The 21,020-nt window shown below is 55.6% G+C and carries 18 protein-coding genes and 1 riboswitch; of the genes, 5 read left to right on the plus strand and 13 right to left on the minus strand.

All coding sequences use genetic code 11. The features are described 5' to 3' along the window. Nucleotides 1-69: 69 nt before the first annotated feature. On the minus strand, nucleotides 70-1,311 hold the full coding sequence (locus ACXKZG_RS21160) for a conjugal transfer protein TraF (protein ID WP_134823233.1): 1,242 nt from the start codon (nucleotides 1,309-1,311) through the stop codon (nucleotides 70-72). A gap of 474 nt (nucleotides 1,312-1,785) precedes the next feature. Between ACXKZG_RS21160 and zur the strand changes: the two genes are divergently transcribed. Beyond that, nucleotides 1,786-2,301 carry a zinc uptake transcriptional repressor Zur gene (gene zur / locus ACXKZG_RS21165; RefSeq protein WP_134823232.1) on the plus strand — a complete coding sequence of 172 codons (516 nt, stop codon included), beginning with the start codon at nucleotides 1,786-1,788 and terminating at the stop codon, nucleotides 2,299-2,301. Between the two features lie 126 nt (nucleotides 2,302-2,427). Here zur and ACXKZG_RS21170 read toward each other — a convergent pair whose 3' ends face one another. The 4 genes from ACXKZG_RS21170 to ACXKZG_RS21185 form a co-directional block, all read right to left on the minus strand. Further along, entirely contained in the window at nucleotides 2,428-2,637 is a 210-nt protein-coding gene (locus ACXKZG_RS21170) for a CsbD family protein (RefSeq protein WP_013200348.1), read from the minus strand. Between the two features lie 240 nt (nucleotides 2,638-2,877). Further along, nucleotides 2,878-4,200, minus strand: a complete 1,323-nt coding sequence (gene dinF / locus ACXKZG_RS21175) for an MATE family efflux transporter DinF (RefSeq protein ID WP_106381882.1) — start codon at nucleotides 4,198-4,200, stop codon at nucleotides 2,878-2,880. A 119-nt stretch (nucleotides 4,201-4,319) separates the two neighbouring features. Then, on the minus strand, nucleotides 4,320-4,928 hold the full coding sequence (lexA, locus tag ACXKZG_RS21180; RefSeq protein ID WP_013200346.1) for a transcriptional repressor LexA: 609 nt from the start codon (nucleotides 4,926-4,928) through the stop codon (nucleotides 4,320-4,322). A 116-nt stretch (nucleotides 4,929-5,044) separates the two neighbouring features. After that, nucleotides 5,045-5,404 carry a diacylglycerol kinase gene (locus ACXKZG_RS21185; RefSeq protein ID WP_013200345.1) on the minus strand — a complete coding sequence of 120 codons (360 nt, stop codon included), beginning with the start codon at nucleotides 5,402-5,404 and terminating at the stop codon, nucleotides 5,045-5,047. 128 nt (nucleotides 5,405-5,532) lie between these two features. On the opposite strand from ACXKZG_RS21185, the gene plsB reads away from it, so the two are divergent. Next, nucleotides 5,533-7,956, plus strand: a complete 2,424-nt coding sequence (plsB, locus tag ACXKZG_RS21190; RefSeq protein WP_013200344.1) for a glycerol-3-phosphate 1-O-acyltransferase PlsB — start codon at nucleotides 5,533-5,535, stop codon at nucleotides 7,954-7,956. A 60-nt stretch (nucleotides 7,957-8,016) separates the two neighbouring features. On the opposite strand, the gene ubiA is transcribed toward plsB, so the two are convergent. From ubiA to pgi, 8 genes are all read right to left on the minus strand, one after another. Continuing rightward, entirely contained in the window at nucleotides 8,017-8,901 is an 885-nt protein-coding gene (ubiA, locus tag ACXKZG_RS21195; RefSeq protein WP_041692188.1) for a 4-hydroxybenzoate octaprenyltransferase, read from the minus strand. Nucleotide 8,902: 1 nt separating this feature from the next. Beyond that, the gene (gene ubiC, locus ACXKZG_RS21200; RefSeq protein ID WP_346566803.1) at nucleotides 8,903-9,430 is read right to left on the minus strand and encodes a chorismate lyase; all 528 of its coding nucleotides are present in this window, start codon (nucleotides 9,428-9,430) and stop codon (nucleotides 8,903-8,905) included. 139 nt (nucleotides 9,431-9,569) lie between these two features. Beyond that, nucleotides 9,570-9,968 carry a phosphate-starvation-inducible protein PsiE gene (psiE, locus tag ACXKZG_RS21205; RefSeq protein ID WP_013200341.1) on the minus strand — a complete coding sequence of 133 codons (399 nt, stop codon included), beginning with the start codon at nucleotides 9,966-9,968 and terminating at the stop codon, nucleotides 9,570-9,572. Between the two features lie 153 nt (nucleotides 9,969-10,121). Next, nucleotides 10,122-12,218, minus strand: coding sequence for a YjbH domain-containing protein (locus tag ACXKZG_RS21210; RefSeq protein ID WP_106381880.1), 2,097 nt, complete (start codon nucleotides 12,216-12,218; stop codon nucleotides 10,122-10,124). Next, complete coding sequence (locus tag ACXKZG_RS21215) at nucleotides 12,218-12,973, minus strand: capsule biosynthesis GfcC D2 domain-containing protein (RefSeq protein WP_106381879.1); 756 nt, start codon at nucleotides 12,971-12,973, stop codon at nucleotides 12,218-12,220. Before ACXKZG_RS21215 ends, ACXKZG_RS21210 begins: the two co-directional genes overlap by 1 nt. Further along, nucleotides 12,970-13,617 carry a YjbF family lipoprotein gene (locus ACXKZG_RS21220; protein WP_488875452.1) on the minus strand — a complete coding sequence of 216 codons (648 nt, stop codon included), beginning with the start codon at nucleotides 13,615-13,617 and terminating at the stop codon, nucleotides 12,970-12,972. The genes ACXKZG_RS21215 and ACXKZG_RS21220 overlap by 4 nt, the downstream gene beginning before the upstream one ends. Nucleotides 13,618-13,696: 79 nt before the next feature. Beyond that, nucleotides 13,697-13,945: an exopolysaccharide production protein YjbE gene (yjbE, locus tag ACXKZG_RS21225; protein WP_041691859.1), complete on the minus strand. Its 249-nt coding sequence runs from the start codon at nucleotides 13,943-13,945 to the stop codon at nucleotides 13,697-13,699. 646 nt (nucleotides 13,946-14,591) lie between these two features. Continuing rightward, nucleotides 14,592-16,241: a glucose-6-phosphate isomerase gene (gene pgi / locus ACXKZG_RS21230; RefSeq protein WP_488875453.1), complete on the minus strand. Its 1,650-nt coding sequence runs from the start codon at nucleotides 16,239-16,241 to the stop codon at nucleotides 14,592-14,594. A gap of 219 nt (nucleotides 16,242-16,460) precedes the next feature. Here pgi and ACXKZG_RS21235 point away from each other — a divergent pair, with 219 nt between their 5' ends. The 3 genes from ACXKZG_RS21235 to panS all read left to right on the plus strand — a co-directional run bounded on the left by ACXKZG_RS21235 (nucleotide 16,461) and on the right by panS (nucleotide 20,989). Further along, the gene (locus tag ACXKZG_RS21235; RefSeq protein WP_488875454.1) at nucleotides 16,461-18,266 is read left to right on the plus strand and encodes a cation:proton antiporter; all 1,806 of its coding nucleotides are present in this window, start codon (nucleotides 16,461-16,463) and stop codon (nucleotides 18,264-18,266) included. A 52-nt stretch (nucleotides 18,267-18,318) separates the two neighbouring features. Next, nucleotides 18,319-18,562: riboswitch (Lysine riboswitch) on the plus strand. A gap of 97 nt (nucleotides 18,563-18,659) precedes the next feature. Further along, complete coding sequence (gene lysC / locus ACXKZG_RS21240) at nucleotides 18,660-20,012, plus strand: lysine-sensitive aspartokinase 3 (RefSeq protein WP_013200335.1); 1,353 nt, start codon at nucleotides 18,660-18,662, stop codon at nucleotides 20,010-20,012. A gap of 59 nt (nucleotides 20,013-20,071) precedes the next feature. Beyond that, the gene (panS, locus tag ACXKZG_RS21245) at nucleotides 20,072-20,989 is read left to right on the plus strand and encodes a ketopantoate/pantoate/pantothenate transporter PanS (protein ID WP_106381876.1); all 918 of its coding nucleotides are present in this window, start codon (nucleotides 20,072-20,074) and stop codon (nucleotides 20,987-20,989) included. The last annotated feature ends 31 nt before the right edge of the window (nucleotides 20,990-21,020 follow it).

Consider the following 21,020-nt stretch of genomic DNA (forward strand, 5'->3'; position numbering starts at 1 on the left):
AGAGGAAATACAGGGCGGAAGAGGATCCCGCCCTGTTGTTAACCCTTCAGGCTGAGGCAGCCCGAAGCATCAGAAGGTGAAGTTCAGCTGGGCAACCGCACCCCAGGTTCTGTCGTCGCCTTTCATACCGGCCAGATCCAGATGCACCTTGCCAAACGGTGACAGGCCAAAACCGGCGGTGTAAACGTTGGTGTCGTTGGACTTCATATCGGCACGGTAACCGGCACGCAGCTGTAACCAGCTCAGCAGACGGTACTCGGCACCCACGCCCGCATACTGGCTTTCTTCCTGCGTTTTGAAGCCTTTGGTTGGCGTTACGTCAACGTCCAGCGCTGCGGTCAGTCGCTCAGTATGGAAAGACACGCCGGGCGTGACGATTGGGCTGATCTGGTAGGTATCTTTGTAGCCGTTCACTTCTTTGGTATCGATATCGCGCGAAATAAGGTTCTGCGCGCTCAGACCCAGCGTCCAGTTGTCGCCAATATCGGTGGCGGCACCGGCATCAAGGTTGAAGCCACTGTTGGTGTTTTTGTAACGACCGTTGGTGAAATCTGATTTGTCGTAGTTATAAACCGAGGCGCTGTAGTTATACAGGTAGGTTTTCTGCAGCTTTGGCGTGACGCCAAAGGAAACCGGATGGCCTGCGATATTGAACTCGTGCGCAACCGCCACACCGTAATCATAAACAATCGCGCCACGGCCAAGGCCAGCCGACGTCAGCTTGTTCTGATCGCCCGGGAAGGGGATTCGGGTGCCATTTGCGACTTCATCCAGGTAATCGATATCGCTTTGGGTGACATCTGCCGTAACGTGCGCGGTGCCGTAGGCCTTGGTCACGAAAGCGAATGGCAGCGTTTCATTGGGAATGGTTACCGCAAACGCTGCGCCCGCCGTGCCGTGGGCCTGATTCCCCTTGATACCCTGCAGCTGACTGGATAAGTCACCGGCCGCTGACTGCACTTTTGCAAAATCGGCAAAGCTGGTGATGCTTTTGGCTATGTCCTGATAACGGTCGACGCTGTCAGTCAGGTCATCAACTTTATCCACCAGATTGTTTTTATCCGTCACCTGCAGACCGGCCGCCGGAAGGATCACGCTGACCGTGTCATCCGGTTTTGCTTTGGTCATCAACGCGGGGTTAGCCAGCACTGCCGTGCCGTAAGTAGAGGAAGCCACACCCGTCCCACCCATGGCGTCATTGCGGGCATCGTAATAGTTGCCAGCGGCTAACGCGCTAAGGGGGGCCAGAAACACTATGGGAAAAACTGCAGGACGGGAAAAACTGTTCAACTTACGGATTAATTTCGCCATTTTACCTAGAACCCACCGTGACAAAGAGGAAAACGCCTGTTCAGGCGTGAAGATTTCTGCTGCCTGAATAATGGACACAAAGGCAACATTTCATTGCTGTGAAGTAAGTAACAATGGTGGGGCTTATCTGCTCATTGGCTGTTTGTTTATCTGTTATCAGGCTAATCAATAAGCATTTTGATCCCGTCATTTAAGGCCAGGATCGCTGTAACACCCAGTAAAAAGGTAGTCAGTAACGTTACAGCCTGCAAATTACATTAATAGAGTTTTATAGAAATTTTATGGCACGGTTTGAAACGCTTAAACCAATCAGCATCGCTAACTGTTTTCCCTTGAGGGAAATACCACTCATTTTAAGAGTTTTTTCAGTCTGTTAAACGGCAACAGCCGGCGGATTGACGCGTTAAGGCGGGATTCGGCGATTTTCGGTGGACGTGATAACATAACAAACTGATCTGACCTGAGGGGAAAGTTATGAACGTAAGCAGTCCTGAAAAAATCCTGTCGCAGGCTGAAGCCCTGTGCCAGCAACGCAACGTCAGACTGACGCCTCAGCGTATGGAAGTATTGCGGCTGATGAGCCAGCACCATGGGGCGATCAGCGCCTATGACCTGCTGGATCTGCTGCGGGCAAGCGAGCCTCAGGCGAAGCCGCCAACGGTTTATCGCGCGCTGGATTTTCTGCTTGAACAGGGATTTGTGCACCGCGTTGAGTCCACCAACAGCTACGTGGTCTGCCATCATTTTGAACAGCCTTCTCACACTTCTGCGATGCTGATTTGCGATCGCTGCGGGTCAGTTGCAGAGCAACAGGCTGAAGGGGTGGAAAACATTTTGAAAATGCTGGCCCTGACCTCGGGATTCGCACTGGCTAACAGTGTTATTGAAGCTCATGGGTTGTGCCGGGGTTGTGTGGAAGTTGAAGCCTGTACGCATCAGGATGCATGCCAGCACGATCATACTGTCACCAGCAAGAAGCGTGGCAAGTAGAGCGTTATCGCAGGGTAAGTTCTGAAGTAAAGAAGGGGGAGTGCTGGGGGATTAAGTGGCACTGTCCTTGTGCCGGGGTAGGAGCATCGTCCTGAAACTAAATCTTGTCAGAGATTTTGCTGCCAATCAGAAACGGTGGTTATTGTGGGTTTCCCACTCACCGAGTTCCTTCTCTGCTTGCTCTTTGCCATATCCGTAGCGTTCCTGAATCTTGCCTACAAGCTGATCGCGTTTACCTTCGACGACGGTCAGGTCGTCATCAGTCAGCTTGCCCCATTTTTCTTTAAATTTACCTTTCAACTGTTTCCAGTTACCGCTGGCTTCGTCTTTGTTCATCTTATAACTCCTCAACCTTAGGTTCACAGCTTTAGGGATTTCGTCTTTGCAGACCACACAGCAGCAACATAAAACGCTGCTTAACTGCTTAACGTACAGATAATTGTAGTAGATGATGGCGAGTTTGCCCGTAATGGCGAAAGATAAAGCCACATTTTTAGCTAAAAGTGACAACGAAAAGTGAAAAAAGGCAGGGAGATCAGCAGATAACGAAGCGGCAGGCGGGTGTAACGAATTATTTCAGCCCGCAAACCAGCTGTTGTTGCGCCAGTGCCTGCGCCAGATGAGCCACAAGGTCAGCCCACGCAGCAGCAGGAACACGGTAACGGCCAGCCACAGACCATGGTTGCCTAATGCCGGCACGGTGAACAGCGTCGCGCCGTAGCCCAGTGCCGCAATCAGCATGCCGTTGCGCATTTCGCTGGCGCGCGTGGCACCAATAAACATGCCATCCAGCAGATAACACCAGACACCGCAGACCGGCAGAACAATCTGCCAGAACAGATAGGTGTCAGCCTGCTGCTGTAGTTCGGGGATTGAGGTCAGTAAGGCAACAATATGCGTCCCGGCCAGTCCATAGAGAATTGAAAAGGCCAGCGCCACCAGTCCTGCCTGGCGACAGGCCGCGTGCCAAATCAGCAGCAACCTTTTTGCGTCCTTTGCCCCATAGGCTTCGCCGGAGCAGGCTTCTACCGCATAGGCAAAGCCGTCCAGCGCGTAAGCGGTAAAGGTCAGGAACATCAACAATACGGCGTTGACGGCGACGACTTCACTTCCCAGCCGCGCACCCAATATCGTCAAGGAAACAAAGCACAGTTGCAGCAGTAAAGATCGCAACATAATGTCCCGATTCAGCCGCAGCAGCCGGCCGAAATTGCCCTGCCAGGCGGTTTTCAGCATCGGCAGCGAAATGCCCCGCAGCTTCAGCACCCGCCAGACCATCACCAGCCCAATCGCCAGCGTAACGTATTCTGCAATCGCGGTGGCCGCCGCCGCACCCTGCACGCCCCAGCCCAGCCCCATCACGAACCACAGATCCAGCACGATGTTGACCAGGTTTCCCACAACCAGCAGGATCACCGGCGCACGGGCATACTGTACGCCCAGCAGCCAGCCCAGTAATACCAGGTTGGCCAGCGTCGCAGGTGCACTTAACCAGCGGATATTCATAAATAGGGCGGCCTGATGCAGCACGGCAGGATCGCCACCCACGACAGAGAGCGCCAGGTGGTTAAGCGGGGATTTCAGCAGAATAAACAGCAGGCCAGCCGCCAGGGCAATCAATAATGGTTGCATCAGTGCACGGGCCAGCGCAGGTTTATCACCCGCACCAAACGCCTGCGCGGTTAATCCGGTGGTGCTCATCCGCAGGAACAGCAGCAGCATAAACAGGAAGCTGGTCGCGGTAGTGCCCACGGCAACGCCGCCGAGGTAGGAAGGACTGTCAAGGTGACCAATGACCGCGGTATCCACCAGGCCCAGTAAGGGCACGGAGATATTCGACAGGATCATTGGCAGCGCCAGCCGCCAGAGTTGGTTATCTGAGGGAGAAAATAATCGCATGGTCATCCACTGTGCGACTGGCTTAAAAGCATCACGGAAGCTGAATATGCCAGTCAATAAGGCATACAGCTTACCAAAAGAGAAACGCGCCGCGAAAGCAGCGCGTTAAGGTCAGGCGTTTACAGCCAGTTGCCGTTGCGGATTACGCCGACGGCCAGACCTTCAATCGACAGGGTCTGCAAGCGCAGATCGACCACGATCGGTTGGAATTCGCCGTTTTCAGGCAGCAGATGCACGATATTGCCCTGCTTCTTGAGGCGCTTTACCGTCACCTCGTCGTCAATGCGCGCAACCACGACCTGGCCATTACGCACATCCTGAGTCTTATGCACAGCCAACAGATCGCCGTCCATAATCCCGATATCTTTCATCGACATGCCGCTAACACGCAGCAGGAAGTCGGCGCCCGGCTTGAACAGTTCAGGATCCACCTTGTAGTGACCTTCAATGTGCTCTTCCGCCAGCAAAGGTTCACCTGCGGCGACACGGCCAATCAACGGCAACCCTTCCTCTTCTTCCATCATCAGACGGATACCGCGAGACGCGCCGGAAACAATCTCGATCACGCCTTTACGTGCCAGCGCTTTGAGATGCTCTTCAGCCGCATTCGGGGAACGGAAACCGAGCTGTGCAGCGATTTCTGCCCGCGTCGGTGGCATGCCGGTCTGGTTAATGTGGTCGCGTATCAGGTCATAAACCTGCTGCTGCCTTGCAGTTAGTGCTTTCATCCCGCCCCCTGGTTGTTTATACAGTCAGCTGTGAGTATATACAGGTATTTGTGCGTTGAAAACCTAAAGATGTGGAAAAAACAGCAGTTTGTCAGATTATGGAAAGCGCGCCGCAATCAGGGAATTAGCAGCATTACCCAGACGAAAACAGCGAGTAGTATCGTCAGCAGGACGGCAGCGGAGCCCATATCTTTGGCGCGACCCGATAAAGGATGCATCTCGCTGCCAATGCGGTCGACCACCGCTTCCAGCGCGCTGTTAAGGATTTCAACAATGATCACCAACATCACGGACCCTATCAGCAACACCCGCGTGACGGCGTCCACATCCAGCCAGCACGCCACAATCACCGCGACAATGCCGGCCACCGCTTCCTGGCGAAAAGCCGCTTCGTTTTGCCAGGCGGCGCGTATTCCTTTCCAGGAATAACCGGCGGCATTAATGATACGAGTCAATCCGGTGACGTTATTTGCCATAATCAGGGAACCCTTTGAGATGTTTAACGTCAATGTCTGGGTGGCGCACATTTTGCAACACCACAGATCTCACTGGCGCTTTCTGGTATGCTTGCGGCGCTTTGCTAACAAGAGGCTTCATGGTATCTATGTCAGGTTGGCGTAACTTATATTATAACTTATTGAATTTACCAGTAAAATTCCTGGTAAAAAGTAAAGCGATTCCCGCCGAGCCGGTTTCCGAGCTGGCGCTGGATACATCGCGCCCTATTATGTATGTGCTGCCTTATGATTCAAAGGCCGATCTGCTGGCGTTGCGTGAGCAATGCCGTAAACAGGATCTGCCCGATCCTTTAGATCCGCTGGAAATCGACGGTACGGTTTTGCCACGTCATGTGTTTATCCATGACGGCCCACGCGTATTCCCCTATTTCGTGCCTAACGTTGAATCGGTAAAACTGTTCCACGAATACCTCGATTTGCACCGCAGCAACCCGCTGCTGGACGTGCAGATGGTGCCGGTATCCGTGATGTTTGGCCGGGCTCCAGGCCGCGAAGTGCAGGGCGACGATCAGCCTCATCTGCGCGTGTTGAACGGCATCCAAAAATTCTTTGCCGTGCTGTGGTTAGGCCGCGACAGCTTTGTCCGCTTCTCACCGATGGTTTCCCTGCGCCGTATGGCAACGGAACACGGCACCGACAAAATCATTGCGCAGAAGCTGGCGCGCGTGGCACGCATGCACTTTGCCCGTCAGCGCCTGGCGGCCATTGGCCCGCGTTTGCCGGTGCGTCAGGACCTGTTTAATAAACTGCTGCAGTCCAAAGCCATCGCTAAAGCGGTGGAAGACGAAGCGCGCAGCAAGAAAATCTCCCATGAAAAAGCCCAGCAGAACGCCGTTGAGCTGATGGAAGAGATCGCCGCCGACTTCTCTTATGAAGCCATCCGTCTGACGGACCGCATCATGGGCTGGACGTGGAGCAAGCTGTATCAGGGCATCAACGTCAACGGCGGCGAGCGCGTGCGTCAGCTGGCGCAAGACGGCCACGAGATCGTCTACGTGCCCTGCCACCGTAGTCATATGGACTACCTGCTGCTCTCTTATGTGCTGTATCACCAGGGTCTGGTGCCACCGCACATTGCCGCCGGTATCAACCTGAACTTCTGGCCAGCGGGCCCGATTTTCCGCCGTCTGGGCGCATTCTTTATCCGCCGTACCTTCAAGGGTAATAAGCTCTACTCAACGGTATTCCGTGAATATCTCGGCGAGCTGTTCACCCGGGGTTACTCGGTAGAATACTTTGTCGAAGGCGGTCGTTCCCGTACCGGTCGTCTGCTTGACCCGAAAACCGGCACGCTGTCGATGACAATTCAGGCGATGCTGCGCGGCGGTAACCGCCCTATCACACTGGTGCCGATCTATATCGGTTATGAGCACGTGATGGAAGTGGGAACCTACGCCAAAGAGTTACGTGGTGCGACGAAAGAAAAAGAAGGGTTTATGCAGATGGTGCGCGGACTGCGCAAGCTGCGTAACCTCGGCCAGGGGTATGTGAACTTCGGGGAGCCGCTGCCGTTGGTGACCTACCTGAACAAGCATGTGCCTGAGTGGCGTGATGCCATCGACCCCATCGAAGCCCAGCGCCCAGCCTGGCTGACGCCTGCGGTGAATGACATCGCGCAGCGCGTGATGGTGCGTATCAACAACGCCGGTGCGGCCAATGCCATGAACCTGTGCGTTACCGCCCTGCTCGCATCGCGCCAGCGCTCGCTGACCCGTGAACAGTTGACCGAGCAGTTGGCGTGCTACGTTCAGTTGCTGCGTAACGTGCCGTATTCGCCGGACTCGACCGTGCCGGACATGACGCCAGAAGCGCTGCTGAACCATGCGTTAAGCATGAACAAGTTCGATATTGAGCAGGATAACATTGGCGAAATCATCGTACTGCCGCGCGAGCAGGCCGTGCTGATGACCTACTATCGCAACAACGTTCACCATATGCTGGTGATGCCGTCGCTGATCGCGGTGATCCTGTCGCATTACCGCGAACTGAGCCGGGCCGAACTGCTGCGTCAGATCAGCGTGATTTACCCGATGCTGAAGAGCGAGTTGTTCCTGCACTGGAATAAAGAAGATCTGCCTGCCGTGCTGGATTCGCTGGTGAGCGAGATGGCGCGTCAGGGCCTGCTGACGGCCGATGACCAGACGCTGCGTCTGAGCCCGGCACGCTTCCCAACGCTGCAACTGCTGGCGGCGGGTGTGCGTGAAACGCTGCAGCGTTATGCCATCACCTTCTCTATCCTCAGCGCGAATCCGTCGATCAACCGCGGTACGCTGGAAAAAGAGAGCCGGACCATGGCTCAGCGCCTGTCGGTACTGCACGGTATCAACTCGCCGGAGTTCTTCGACAAAGCGGTGTTCTCTTCACTGGTGCTGACCCTGCGTGATGAAGGCTATATCAGTGATACCGGCGATGCGCAGGTAGAACAGACGCACAGGGTCTATCAGATGCTGGCTGACCTGATCACTCAGGAAGTGCGAATGACGATTGAAAGTGCGGGACCGCACGAGTAAGCGTCAGGGCATAAAAAAAGGGTCGATGAGCAATCATCGACCCTTTTTTATTGGCATCACTCAGAGCCAGCCAGAGAATGGCGCCGTGCTGAGGGCAATCCCCAGGAACAACACCAAACCAACGTAGTTGTTGTTCAGGAAAGCCTGGAAACAGGGATCGCGTTCGCGGGCTGAGATCAGCTTCTGCTGATGCACGAACAGCGCGCCAGCCACCAGAATGGACCAGTAGAATGCGCCGCCCAGCTGCATCCGCCAGCCAATCACCGCCATCAGTACCAGCGTCGCCAGCTGCAACAAACCCACGATCAGCTTATCGAAACGACCAAACAGAATGGCGGTGGATTTGACGCCAATCTTCAGGTCATCATCGCGATCGACCATCGCATACAGCGTGTCATAAGCCACCGTCCAGCAGATATTCGCGGCGAACAGCAGCCAGCAGGTCAGCGGCACGGTTTCACTGACCGCCGCCCAACCCATCGGGATAGCCCAGCCAAACGCCGCGCCCAGCACCACCTGCGGCAGATGGGTGTAGCGCTTCATAAAGGGATAGACCCACGCCAGCGCCAGCCCACCAAACGACAGCCAGATGGTCATCGCGTTCATGGTCAGAACCAGACAGAACGACACCAGCACCAGTCCGGCAAACAGCAGCTTGGCCTCTTTTGAGGTTACCGCGCCGCTCGGCAATGGCCGCGACTGGGTGCGCTTTACATGACCATCGATCTTACGGTCGGCAAAGTCGTTGACCACGCAGCCCGCGGCACGCATGAAAAAGACCCCCAGCACAAAGACGATCAGGATATTCAACGGCGGGATCTGCATTCCCGCCAGCCACAGCGCCCAGAAGGTCGGCCACATCAGCAGCAGCGAACCAATCGGCTTATCAATACGCATCAGGCGGCTGTAGGCCCGGAATTTACTCATTGGCAGACTTCTCTCCACGTTACTCATCTCCGGTACCGGTTAGCGAGGCATACAGCGGCGCAGGCGGTAAAAATAGCTCGGTCAGCAATAACGGCTTGCCGGAAAGGCGCAGCAAAGAGCGACGTCCCCACAAATCGCCGCTCTTGCCCGGCTCGATAAAATCCCGCGTCAGCGTGGAAGAGGCAAACAGGTAACGGCCCAGCGGGCGCGTGCCAAGCTGCTGCAACATCTGCTCAGGCCCGTTCAGGGTGGATTCCGGTACGATTGTCCGCCCGGCAAGCCAGGGTTCGCCATCGCCGCACAGCAGAATTTCACGCAGCCAGTAGCGGGACTCATGCGGCAGCAACGCCACGTCTTCACCGACCTCTTCTGCGGTAATAAAACCTTCCTGCACCACTTTTACCGTCACTTGCTGACAGTGGCGCTCAAAACGTTGGGTCATGGAGTCTTCTTCCATCAACCAGTCCAGCAGCGGGGCTGAAAGCAAGGGTGATGAGGCTGGCAGCCAGTCGAGGGCGCGCAATTGCACCAGCGCGTTATCAGCCATTCGGCTTCTCCGGGCAAAAATTTTGGTGCCACAGTGTAACGCAGAGGCTGGGAGAGAACACAGATTGCTGGAGGAAATAGTGCGGATTTCAGGTCGGTAAAGTAAGAGGTTGGCGCGCCTGGGACGGCGCGCCGACATGTTATTCGCGTTTCAGCCGGTTACTGTTTGCCAGCCACAGCGTGACCACCAGGATCAGAATGGCAATGGAGTAGGCCAGCGTATCCACCGGGTTTTTGTGATCGACAATGATCAACCGGATGATCGCCGTGATACCGATATAGACAAAATAGCGCAGCGGGAAGTGATAACCCGACTGGAAGTATTTGACTATTAAGGCAATAAACTCGAAGTAAAGGAAGTAAATCACTATGCCATCGATCAACAGATAAGAAGACGTCTGTTCGCCGGTGTTCAGCAACACGTTGGCCAGATGGAAGGTCTCCTTGCCAAGAAAGATCGCCAGAATAGCGGCCAGGACGATCAGCCCTATATTCAGCACCATCTGTAACAACCAGGCAATACGCGTCGCGGTAATCATGCAAAAACCCTCAAAAGTCACTGTTATCCGTCAGGATAATCCTGACAGTGACAATATGCTTTAGTGTGAGCGGGTTCACAAGTTTTGCTTGATGCCGGAGAGATAAGCGGGCGACACCGCTGTCCACAGGCGGAGGCGGTGTCGCGGCTATTTTTAGCGGAAATCGATATCGCGGTCGGTGGTCATATCATACAGCTGGTACTTACGGCCCAGCATCTGACCGCCATCACGCGTCAGCGGCGTCCAGTTAACCTGTGCACGGCCACGCGTTGGTGAGGCGGTGAACAGATCCATCGGAATCGAGATATAGAAGCCTTTGGTGAAGTCGCCTTCGCCATACTCTTCGGCCGACACGTTGGTTTTGGTGGCATAAGCGCCAACGATCACGCCGCTGTCGAACTGGCGGGAGACATCAATCGTCGCCCCTTTATCTTCTGCCAGATACTGACCTACGCTCGCCTTCACCAACACCTGGTTGTTGAAGAACGACGGACGCCAGTAAGCCGTCAGGTTCCCGACCTTCGCGTTGTAGTCGGTAAACTGCATCATGTTGTCCCAGTCACGCTGCTTCACGTAGTTGGCATCAACACCAAACGCCCAGTCAGAGTCCAGCGGACGGTACAGCACTTCGCCACCCACACCGCCGTACATGGTTTCCAGATAACCGCCGTAAACCTGGCCGTAGAAACCATTGCCCAGCGCATGCATGTAGTTCGCTTGCAGGTTGTTAACGTAGACGTTGTTTTCAACATAGTCGCGAATATGGGTACGCACGCGCGGCAATGAGGAATCGCTCGGCGCACCGTTATAGTTGAACTTGTCGTAGTTATTCGCCAGGTTGCCGAACACGCTGCCATCAATCAACAGGTGCTTCGTCAGCCAGTAGTTAGCGTTCGCCATCACGCCAACCTGATACAGGTAGAAGCTTTCCGGTCCACCCACAGACTGATTCAGTACCGGTGCCAGGCTGTAGTTAAAGTCATCGGCATCGATGTAATAACCCTGCTCGGTATGACCCGGATCGACCGGCTCCACGCGTTTCTGATCCAGCGGCTGCTCTTTGCCCAGCGGATAGCCTTCAAGCTGCTGACGCAGGCTGGCGACATTAGTTTCCGTGGTCACCTGCGGCATACGGCTGCGGTTTTCGGTCACTTTCAGCGTATCAATATTGGCTGGCAGGTTATTCATCAGGATCACGTTGGCACGATCGACGCCTTCCTGGGTATTGCGGTACTTGCTCTGCTGACCAGAGGCATACATGGTATTGCCCTGTACCTGAATGTTTGGCGCATCCAGACCGGCATTGTATTTCAGGTCGGTCAGCTGGCCAGCAACGGTGGTCTGCTCAAGGAATTCGCCCTGCGGACGCGGCTGATAGGCCGGTTTCGCCGAATCGATCGAGGCGGTGTGCAGATCGTTGAAGTTGGTACGCAGCGTAAAGCCGGCCATAAAGGTATTGCCGCGCTCATAGCTGACGTTCACATCCGCCCAGTCGGTAATACGGTAAATGGCGCCGACGTTAACTTTGCTTTTCTGCTCAATCTTGCCGGCAAAGTCGTCCTGGTAATCATTCCCTTCGTATTCTGCTTTCAGGCGCAGCGGCTGCCATGGCGTCTGGTATTCCACCCCACCAAAGAACGCGGCCGGGCCTTTGAACATGTCTTTGCCGTTAACCGAACCGGCGGTGCCGTTGCTGCCAGAGCGATAGCAATAGCTGCTGTCGGCTTCACAGAACGGGTTCTTCACCGTGCCGCTGTTGCCGAGGTAGCCGAAGCCCAGTCCGAGGGTGAAATCAAACGGCCCCCAGGCCTTGGTGCCGACCAGGTATTCACTGTCGAACAGGCCGGTACCGCCAAGGTCACGCGCCCCGACCGAGACTTCGGGCAGCCAGTAGCCTTCCTGCCAGAGACGGGCTTTCAAATCGAAGGCTTTGTCTTTGTAGGTCTGGGTGCCACTGAAGCTCTCAACCGCACTGTACTCGCGCGTTTTCACGTCGGTATAGCGGATGGTCGCTTCCAGCCACGGGAACAGCTGCACCGAGGAGGAGTAGAAACGGTACTGATCGTTATAGCGGTAGTTCAGGCTGAATTCGCCGTCTTTCGCCATACGCGCAGTGGGAACCTGTAACAGACCGACGCCGCCAAAATCTGACTGCGAAGGCCCTACCGGATCGGGATACGTCGCCGCCTGAACCTGGCAGGCACAGGCAACGGAAACAGCTATCAGGCTGAGAAGATAGGTTTTTTTCATCAGTCAGGGATCCGGTGCGTCAGAACAGAAACAATCTGCTGGTTAAGGTCTTCATCGTCGCCAGGCAACGTCCATGAGGAAAAGCCACGGTACACAATGCTGCCCACTTCAGGCTCCACGTGGCGGCGATTCCAGTAGGCGACAGGAACGTCACTCACTTCGCCATTCGGCGCAATCAGCACCACGAAGTTACGTTCGCCCCCGGACAAACGGTCATGATCCTGCAAATAATCCACCACGCTGCGGCCCGGTGCCCACGGGGTTTTACCGCTGTTGGCCAGCACGCCAGCCAGCGTAATGCTGGTCGGTTTTAGCAGCGTATAAACGCTGTAATCCCCTTCCAGACGGCGATTCTGTGCCGGACGCATCCGCACCCAGTCCGGATCGAGATTAGCCCGCTGACGGCCAGTGACTTTTACTGCCGATACCTGCTGCCAGACGTTATCGACCACTGCAGCCTGTTCGCTATCGCCATCGGCGTGAAGTTGATTGCTCCAGGCTTTCAGCCGCGCCAGCACCTGCTGCTGCTGCTGAATCGCCGCCGCGGTGGCCAGTTTTTCGGCAATCACCGTTCCCGGCCACCAGGTTTTATCCATCAATGCCGGGCTGCTGACCAACTGCGCCAGGTTCTGTGCATGGCTGACAATCGAGGTCTGCGTCTGGCCAGGGGAATAGACCGTCACCTGGCTTTCTGCAGACACGTTGAGCGAAACGCAGGCTGAAATTCCTGCGAGAAGGAGGGTTATTTTTTTCATGATTTCGCAGGCTTCAGGATGGTGGTTTCGAGAGGGAAATAGTCGCCCCCCAGCGTTTGCTGTGACTGGCGAACCTGGCCGGAGGTGGTATCAATCCAGAAGGTGTTAGTCCAGGATTTTCCCTCGGCAGGCAGCTCAACCTCTTCCTGCCAGACGCGGCAGGCGACGGTGTTACCGCCAAGCGTCAGCACCTGATCTTTCAGGCGGGTGAAGCGTGAGGTCGCCGTTGCCGAGCGGAATTTACCGGCTTCCGTCCAGCTCAGCGTGCGGGTCCAGCTTGCGCCTTCGGTCAACGACAGCGGTGCGGTCAGCGGATCCTGTTGCAGGTTGTTCACCTCCAGCAGGTTGTCGCTTAACCCGAGGGTTTTCACCACGCGGCCATGCTGAGTCACCACCATCGACTGGTCGCGGGTGATCCATTTTTGTTGACCGTTTTCATCGAAGCCCAGCACCACGAAGATCTGCTGCCCGTTATTCACGCGCAGGTACATGCTGGCATAAGGCAAACTTTCTATTTGCTCATCAGAGACCTGAACATCGTCCGGCCCGAGCAGAGCGAGTTTTACCGTCTCTCCCAGCCCTTTTTGTGTTTGTGTACAGGCCTGGAGAAGCAGGCATAAAAGCAGCAGTGGTAGGTAGCGCACCTGTGTGTGTCCCTGAACAAAGTCTGACAATGTCAAAAAATAACCACACGAGCGTGTGGTTATGAGTAATTTACCGCACTTAACGCGTGGTACTGGTCGTGGTCGTGGTGGTGGTGCCGGTATTAGAACCGTTTCCGCCACTCGATGCTGCCAGAGCAACACCAACCAGTGCGCCAAGCGCACCAATACCCACCGCAGTGGTGGTTCCTGCGGAAAGGGTTCCCGCTGAGGCACCCGCCGCGGCGCCAGCTTCTTCAGGCGCAGCGAACGCGGCTGAAGCACTTGCTAAGTACACTATGGCTGCAGCAGCACATAAGACTTTTTTCATAACATTTCCCTTCATTAAATGAATGGATACTTCACCTGAAGGGTTTCAGGCGCGTTCAGTATAAGGCAATAAATGACCAGAATTGAGGGGGGTCGCCTTCGATTCAGCGGGCGATTTCTGATGTCTAAAATAAGCACGTTTTGGCTGCTCAAGGCAACATTTGACTAATTAATTCAATATATTGGAATTTATGACTGATTTAACCCTGCTTGTTAGTGCCATTCGCTGACAATAGCCTTTAGCACGGCGAATTCACTGGGAAAAGCGCGTCACGGAGCTTTTAATGAACTAAAGGATTTATTTTCAATAAGTTAACAGGCGTTAAGGGCAGTTAAGTAGCGTAATGGGCGCTATGGCTTTAGGATTTATCTTGGCGGGATTCGGACAATAATGGGTGATTTTAAGAATATCCTCAGCCTCATAACGCTGACTTTATTCATCTTTGGGGGTATTTCAGCACGAGCAGCCGCCTGATTTCCGCGCTAAGCGGTGGCATGCTGGGATCGCGCAGAAAACAGGGTGATGTCAACCAGGTCCAAAAGTAGCTAAAGGCGGTCCTGATGCCGGACGGGATAGCTGAAAAAACAAAGGGCTGGCGCATTGGCACCAGCCCCTTTATGCAGGACGGTTAACGGCTAGACGCCGCTTAGCCGCGCCAGTTTTTATAACGGTTAATCAGCCCGTTAGTTGAACTGTCGTGGCTGCTGACCTGCTCGCTACCCGACAGTTCTGGCAGGATACGGTTCGCCAGCTGTTTGCCAAGCTCAACGCCCCACTGATCGAAGGTGAAGATATTGAGGATCGCGCCCTGAGTGAAGATTTTGTGTTCGTACAGCGCAATCAACGCACCCAGGCTGAACGGCGTGATATCACGCAGCAGGATGGAGTTGGTTGGGCGGTTACCTTCAAACACTTTGAACGGCACGATGTGCTCGACCGACTGCGCATCTTTACCTGCGTCGGTGAACTCTTTCTCGACCAGATCGCGTGACTTACCAAACGCCAGCGCTTCAGTCTGTGCAAAGAAGTTCGACAGCAGCTTGGCATGGTGATCGCCAAGCTTGTTGTGGGTGATGGCAGGGGCGATAAAGTCGCAAGGAACCAGTTTGGTGCCCTGGTGGATCAGCTGATAGAACGCGTGCTGACCGTTGGTGCCCGGTTCGCCCCAGATGATTGGGCCGGTTTCATAAGAGACCGGTGCGCCGTTACGGTCAACGTTCTTGCCGTTCGACTCCATGTTGCCCTGCTGGAAATAGGCAGAGAAACGGTGCATATACTGGTCATAAGGCAGGATCGCTTCGGTTTCAGCACCGAAGAAGTTGTTATACCAGATGCCGATCAGCGCCAGGATCACCGGCAGGTTCTGCTCTGCGGGTGTGGTAGAGAAGTGTTTGTCCATGGCGTGTGCGCCACTGAGCAGCTTCTCAAAGTTGTCGAAACCGACCGACAGAATGATCGACAGGCCAATCGCCGACCACAGTGAATAACGTCCGCCAACCCAGTCCCAGAATTCGAACATGTTGTCGGTATCAATCCCGAACTCACCGACCGCTTTACCGTTGGTTGAGAGCGCAGCAAAGTGCTTCGCTACGTGCTGCTCATCGCCAGCGGTTTTCAGGAACCAGTCACGCGCGCTGTGGGCGTTGGTCATGGTTTCCTGGGTGGTGAAGGTTTTTGACGCCACCAGGAACAGGGTGGTTTCAGGATCCAGATCCTTCACGGTTTCCGCGATATGCGTGCCATCAACGTTGGACACAAAGTGCATATTCAGGTGATTCTTGTACGGGCGCAGCGCCTCGGTGACCATAAATGGCCCCAGGTCAGACCCGCCGATACCAATGTTCACCACGTCGGTGATGGGCTTGCCGGTGTAGCCTTTCCAGTCGCCGCTGATGATGCGTTCAGAGAAGGATTTCATCTTCTCCAGCACCGCGTTCACTTCCGGCATCACGTCTTTACCGTCGACCACGATCGGCGTGTTGCTGCGGTTGCGCAGCGCAACATGCAGCACGGCACGATCTTCAGTGCGGTTGATTTTTTCGCCGGAGAACATCGACTTAATTGCGCCCTGCAGATCGGTTTCTTTAGCAAGAGCCTGCAGTTTTGCGAGGGTGTCACTGGTGATGCGGTTTTTGGAGTAGTCCACCAGCATCAGATCGTCGAAGGTGGCAGAGAAGGTCGCAAAGCGATTGCTGTCTTTCGCAAACAACTCTGAGATCTGAACGTCTTTCATCTCTTCAAAATGCTGCTGCAGCGCCTGCCAGGCAGCAGTTTGTGTCGGATTGATATTTTTCATAACAACACACTCTTTTTATTTAAGAACCGTAAATCAGACCGGACGCCATGTTACCCGAGGTGCCGTTTCGGCTTCCCTCTTCCTGCAACAGGTTGCAACTATCATAAAGGCAGGATTTTCCCACCTTTTTGTCCGGGGCTATTTATAATTCAGTCGGCGGTCAGCTTGTCCGCTCAGCGTTTCAGTATGACTATTCTTGCTGTCGAAAGGAAAAATTTTATGGAGTTATCCGCCCCACTGCTGTTGGTTATCATTGGATTAAGTTCGCTGGTAGCCCAGTGGCTGGCCTGGTTGCTACGGCTGCCCGCCATTTTGCCACTGCTCGTTTTCGGCATTGTCCTGGGGCCGTTGTGCCATGTTTTGCAGCCGGATGCGCTGTTTGGCACCCTGCTGTTCCCCTTTGTCTCACTTTCTGTCGCCATCATTTTGTTCGAAGGTGCGTTAACGCTTCGCTTCGATGAAATTCGCGGGTTGGGCAACGTGGTCCGCAATCTGGTTACCGTCGGCATGTTAATCACCTTCCTGGTGATCAGCGTCGCCTGCTGGGCGTTGCTGGATTTCCCGCCCGAGCTGGCGGCGTTAGTCGGTTCCGTCACCGTGGTGACCGGCCCAACGGTGATCGCGCCGTTGATGCGCGTAGTTCGGCCAAATAAAGCCATTAACCAGGTTTTACGCTGGGAAGGCATCGTCATCGATCCGGTCGGCGCTATCTTCACGCTTCTGGTGTTTGAATTCATTGTGCTGCGTCAGAAAGCTGAATCGTTAACGCACTTGTTCTGGACCTTAGGCCAGACCGCTGTGGTGGGCCTGATTGCCGGCGTGGTATTTGGCTGGCTGCTGGGCGTGGCCCTGAAGCGGGTCTGGCTGCCGGGCTATCTGCAGAACTTTGCGGTGCTGGCGGTGATGCTGACCGCGTTTGGCCTGTCGAACGCGCTGGCGGATGAATCGGGGCTGCTGACGGTCACGGTGATGGGGATTTGGCTGGCCAATATGCGCGACGTCGATCTGACCGAGATCATCGCCTTCAAGGAAGAGTTATCCGCGCTGCTGATCTCCGGGCTGTTTATCATTCTGGCGGCGCGACTGGATTTGATGGCGCTGCTGTCGATGGGCTGGCCGTTAGTGGCGGTGCTGCTGATTGTGCAGTTTGTTGCCCGTCCGCTCTGTATTGCCGTCTCGACATGGGGATCGTCACTGCCGATGCGGGACAGGCTGATGCTGAGCTGGATTTCGCCACGCGGGATTGTGGCGGCGGCGGTCAGCTCGCTGTTTGCGCTGACGCTGGAAAAAACCGGCTTTGCTGGCGCAGACAAGCTGGTGACCGTGGTGTTCGCGGTGATTATCGGCACCGTGGTGCTGCAAAGCCTGACCAGCTCCCTGCTGGCGAGAATGCTTAAGGTGCAGCAGCGTGAACCGCGCGGCGTGCTGATTATTGGCGCCAACAGCGTGGCCAGAACCCTGGCGGCGGCGCTGAAGAAACTGGATATTCCGGTGCTGGTGACCGACAGCAGCTGGGAATACTATCGCCTCGCCCGCATGGAGGGGATCCCGGCCTACTATGGTAATGCCTGGTCGGAACATGCGGAGAACTTCCTCGATCTGAGCGAAACCTCGCAGGTTCTGGCGCTGTCGCCCAACCGCCACCAGAATGCGCTGGCGGTGTACCACTTCAGCCATCTGTTTGGCGAGAAAAAGGTCGCCGCGATCCGCTCCGGTGCAGCGCTGCGCGCGAAGCGTGACAGTGAAAGCCCGCGCTTTCGCCGCCATGAAGTGCTGTTCGGTCATGAGCAGACCTATGCCCGCCTGAGCAGCCTGCTGTCACAGGGCGCGATCATCAAAGCAACCCGACTGAACGAGAATTTCGGCTGGCTGGAATACCTTGAGAAAAACCAGGGCGTGATCCCGTTGTTTGTGCAAAATGAGGCCGGCATTCTGAGTCCAGTGCAGGGTGAAGAGACGCCGGCGCTGCCCTGTACCCTGATTGCGCTGGTGCAAAATGAAAATTCCTCAGACGGCAGAGATTGACAGCAGCGCCATAAACCGATATTTCTAGTCCGCTTGTTGCGCATCTGATGCGCAAGCCAGAAGAGGCGCGTCGCCCAGGCAGTGTGTTGGAGGAACCGAATCCGCAGAAAACACATCATGGGGTGCGACGCCGAGGTACTCTCCCCGCGGAAGGGAGCGTATCGACCGCAGGGGCTGAATCCTCTGGGTTGTCACCAGCATCGTTCGTAAACCGGGCGATCAATATTTACCGTTTTGGCGCAGTTACAGGCGACGTCAGACCCGGTAGGTATACAAGGTGGGGCGCTTCTGGGTGATTCGTAGTTCATCCCTTTTCTACGTCTGCCCCGTTTCTGCTCCTCCCTTGTACCAAGCTGATGGAAACTTATCCTGACACGAGGTATGTCAACAACTATGTCCCAATCCCTGATCGTGGCCAAATTTGGCGGCACCAGCGTTGCCGATTTTACTGCCATGAACCGCAGCGCCGATGTGGTGCTGGCCGATCCCAACACGCGCCTGGTGGTCCTTTCCGCCTCTGCGGGTGTGACTAACCTGCTGGTGTCTCTGGCTGAAGGCCAGGAGCAGGAGCAGCGGGCTTATCAGCTCGATGAGATCCGCCGTATCCAGTACGCCATCGTCGACCAGTTATCGCAGCCTGAAGTGATCCGCGACGAAGTGGACCGCGTGCTGGAAAACATCACCATGCTGTCTGAGGCTGCCTCCCTGGCGACCTCAACTGCGCTGACCGATGAACTGGTCAGTCACGGTGAACTGCTCTCCTCGCTGTTATTCGTTGAAGTGCTGCGCCAGCGTAATGTCGCCTCGCAGTGGTTTGACGTGCGTAAGGTGATGCGCACTGACGATCGCTTTGGCCGTGCCGAGCCCGATGTCGCCCTACTTGCCGAACTGACGCAAACGCAACTCGCCCCGAAACTGGCGGAAGCGCTGATCGTGACGCAAGGTTTTATCGGCAGCGAAGCCAAAGGCCGCACCACGACCTTAGGGCGTGGCGGCAGTGATTACACCGCGGCGCTGTTAGGCGAGGCGCTGCATGCCAGCCGCATCGATATCTGGACCGATGTACCGGGGATTTACACCACCGATCCGCGCGTGGTGCCGACCGCCAAACGCATTGATGAGATCACCTTCGAAGAAGCGGCCGAAATGGCCACCTTCGGCGCCAAGGTTCTGCACCCGGCCACCTTGCTGCCTGCAGTCCGCAGCGATATCCCGGTGTTTGTGGGCTCGAGCAAGGATCCTGCTGCCGGCGGCACGCGCGTCTGCAATGAAACGCAGAACCCACCGCTGTTCCGCGCGCTGGCGCTGCGGCGTAAACAGACGTTGCTGACCCTGCATAGCCTGAACATGCTGCACTCTCGCGGCTTCCTGGTGGAAGTGTTCACCATCCTGGCGCGCCACAATATTTCGGTGGATCTGATCACCACCTCCGAAGTGAGCATCGCGCTGACGCTGGACACCACCGGCTCAACCTCGACCGGGGACAGCCTGTTAACCCAGGCGTTGCTGACCGAACTCTCTTCCCTTTGCCGGGTGGAAGTCGAAGAGGATCTGGCACTGGTGGCGATCATCGGCAACAAACTGTCGCAGGCCTGTGGCGTGGGCAAAGAAGTGTTTGGCGTGCTTGAGCCGTTCAACCTTCGCCTGATCTGTTATGGCGCCAGCAGCTATAACCTGTGCTTCCTGGTGCCCGGCAGCGACGCCGAGCAGGTGGTGCAGACGCTTCATCACAATCTGTTTGAATAGTTTTACTAAACCGGGCCTGGCCCGGTTTTTTTCGCCATCGGAAAAAAGGAAGTCTGGCTATGCTCGCCTTTGTTACCCGACTGTTTCCGTTATGGGCAGTCCTGCTCTCTGTTGCCGCCTATTACACCCCGACCACCTTTCTCGCGATTGGTCCGTGGGTGACGTATCTGCTGATGCTGATCATGTTCGGCATGGGCGTGACGCTCAATATCGGTGATTTTAAACGTGTACTGACCCGCCCTGCACCGGTGATTGCCGGGACCTTCCTGCATTATCTGGTGATGCCGCTCGCGGCATGGGGCCTGGCAAAATTGTTCCATATGCCGCCTGACCTGTCGGCCGGGATGATCCTGGTGGGCAGCGTGGCCAGCGGCACGGCATCCAACGTGATGATTTATCTGGCGAAAGGCGATGTGGCCCTTTCCGTTACCATCTCGTCCGTGTCGGCGCTGGTTGGCGTGTTCGCCACGCCACTGCTGACCAAACTGTATGTCGATACCCATATTCAGGTGGATGTGGTCGGCATGCTGCTGAGCATCGTGAAGATTGTGGTGGTGCCGATCGGCATTGGCCTGATTGTTCACCACACCATGAACGGTCTGGTGAAGCGCGTTGAGCCGTACCTGCCGGCCTTCTCGATGGTCTGTATTTTGCTGATTATCAGTGCCGTGGTTGCCGGCAGTCAGGGCTTTATCGGCTCGGTGGGCCTGGTGGTGATTGCTGCGGTGATCCTGCATAACGCCATTGGTTTGTTAGGCGGTTACTGGGGCGGGAAGCTGTTTGGCTTTGATGAATCCACCTGCCGTACGCTGGCGCTGGAAGTGGGTATGCAGAACTCGGGCCTGGCGGCCACGTTAGGCAAGCTGTACTTCTCGCCACTGGCGGCACTGCCGGGCGCGCTGTTCTCGGTCTGGCACAACCTGTCTGGTTCTCTGCTGGCCGGTTACTGGTCCGGCAAGCCGATCAAAAAGAAATAAGCCTGTTTCCCCCGCCGCCAGGCGGGGGACG

The sequence above is a fragment of the Erwinia sp. 2186 genome, assembly GCF_057812255.1.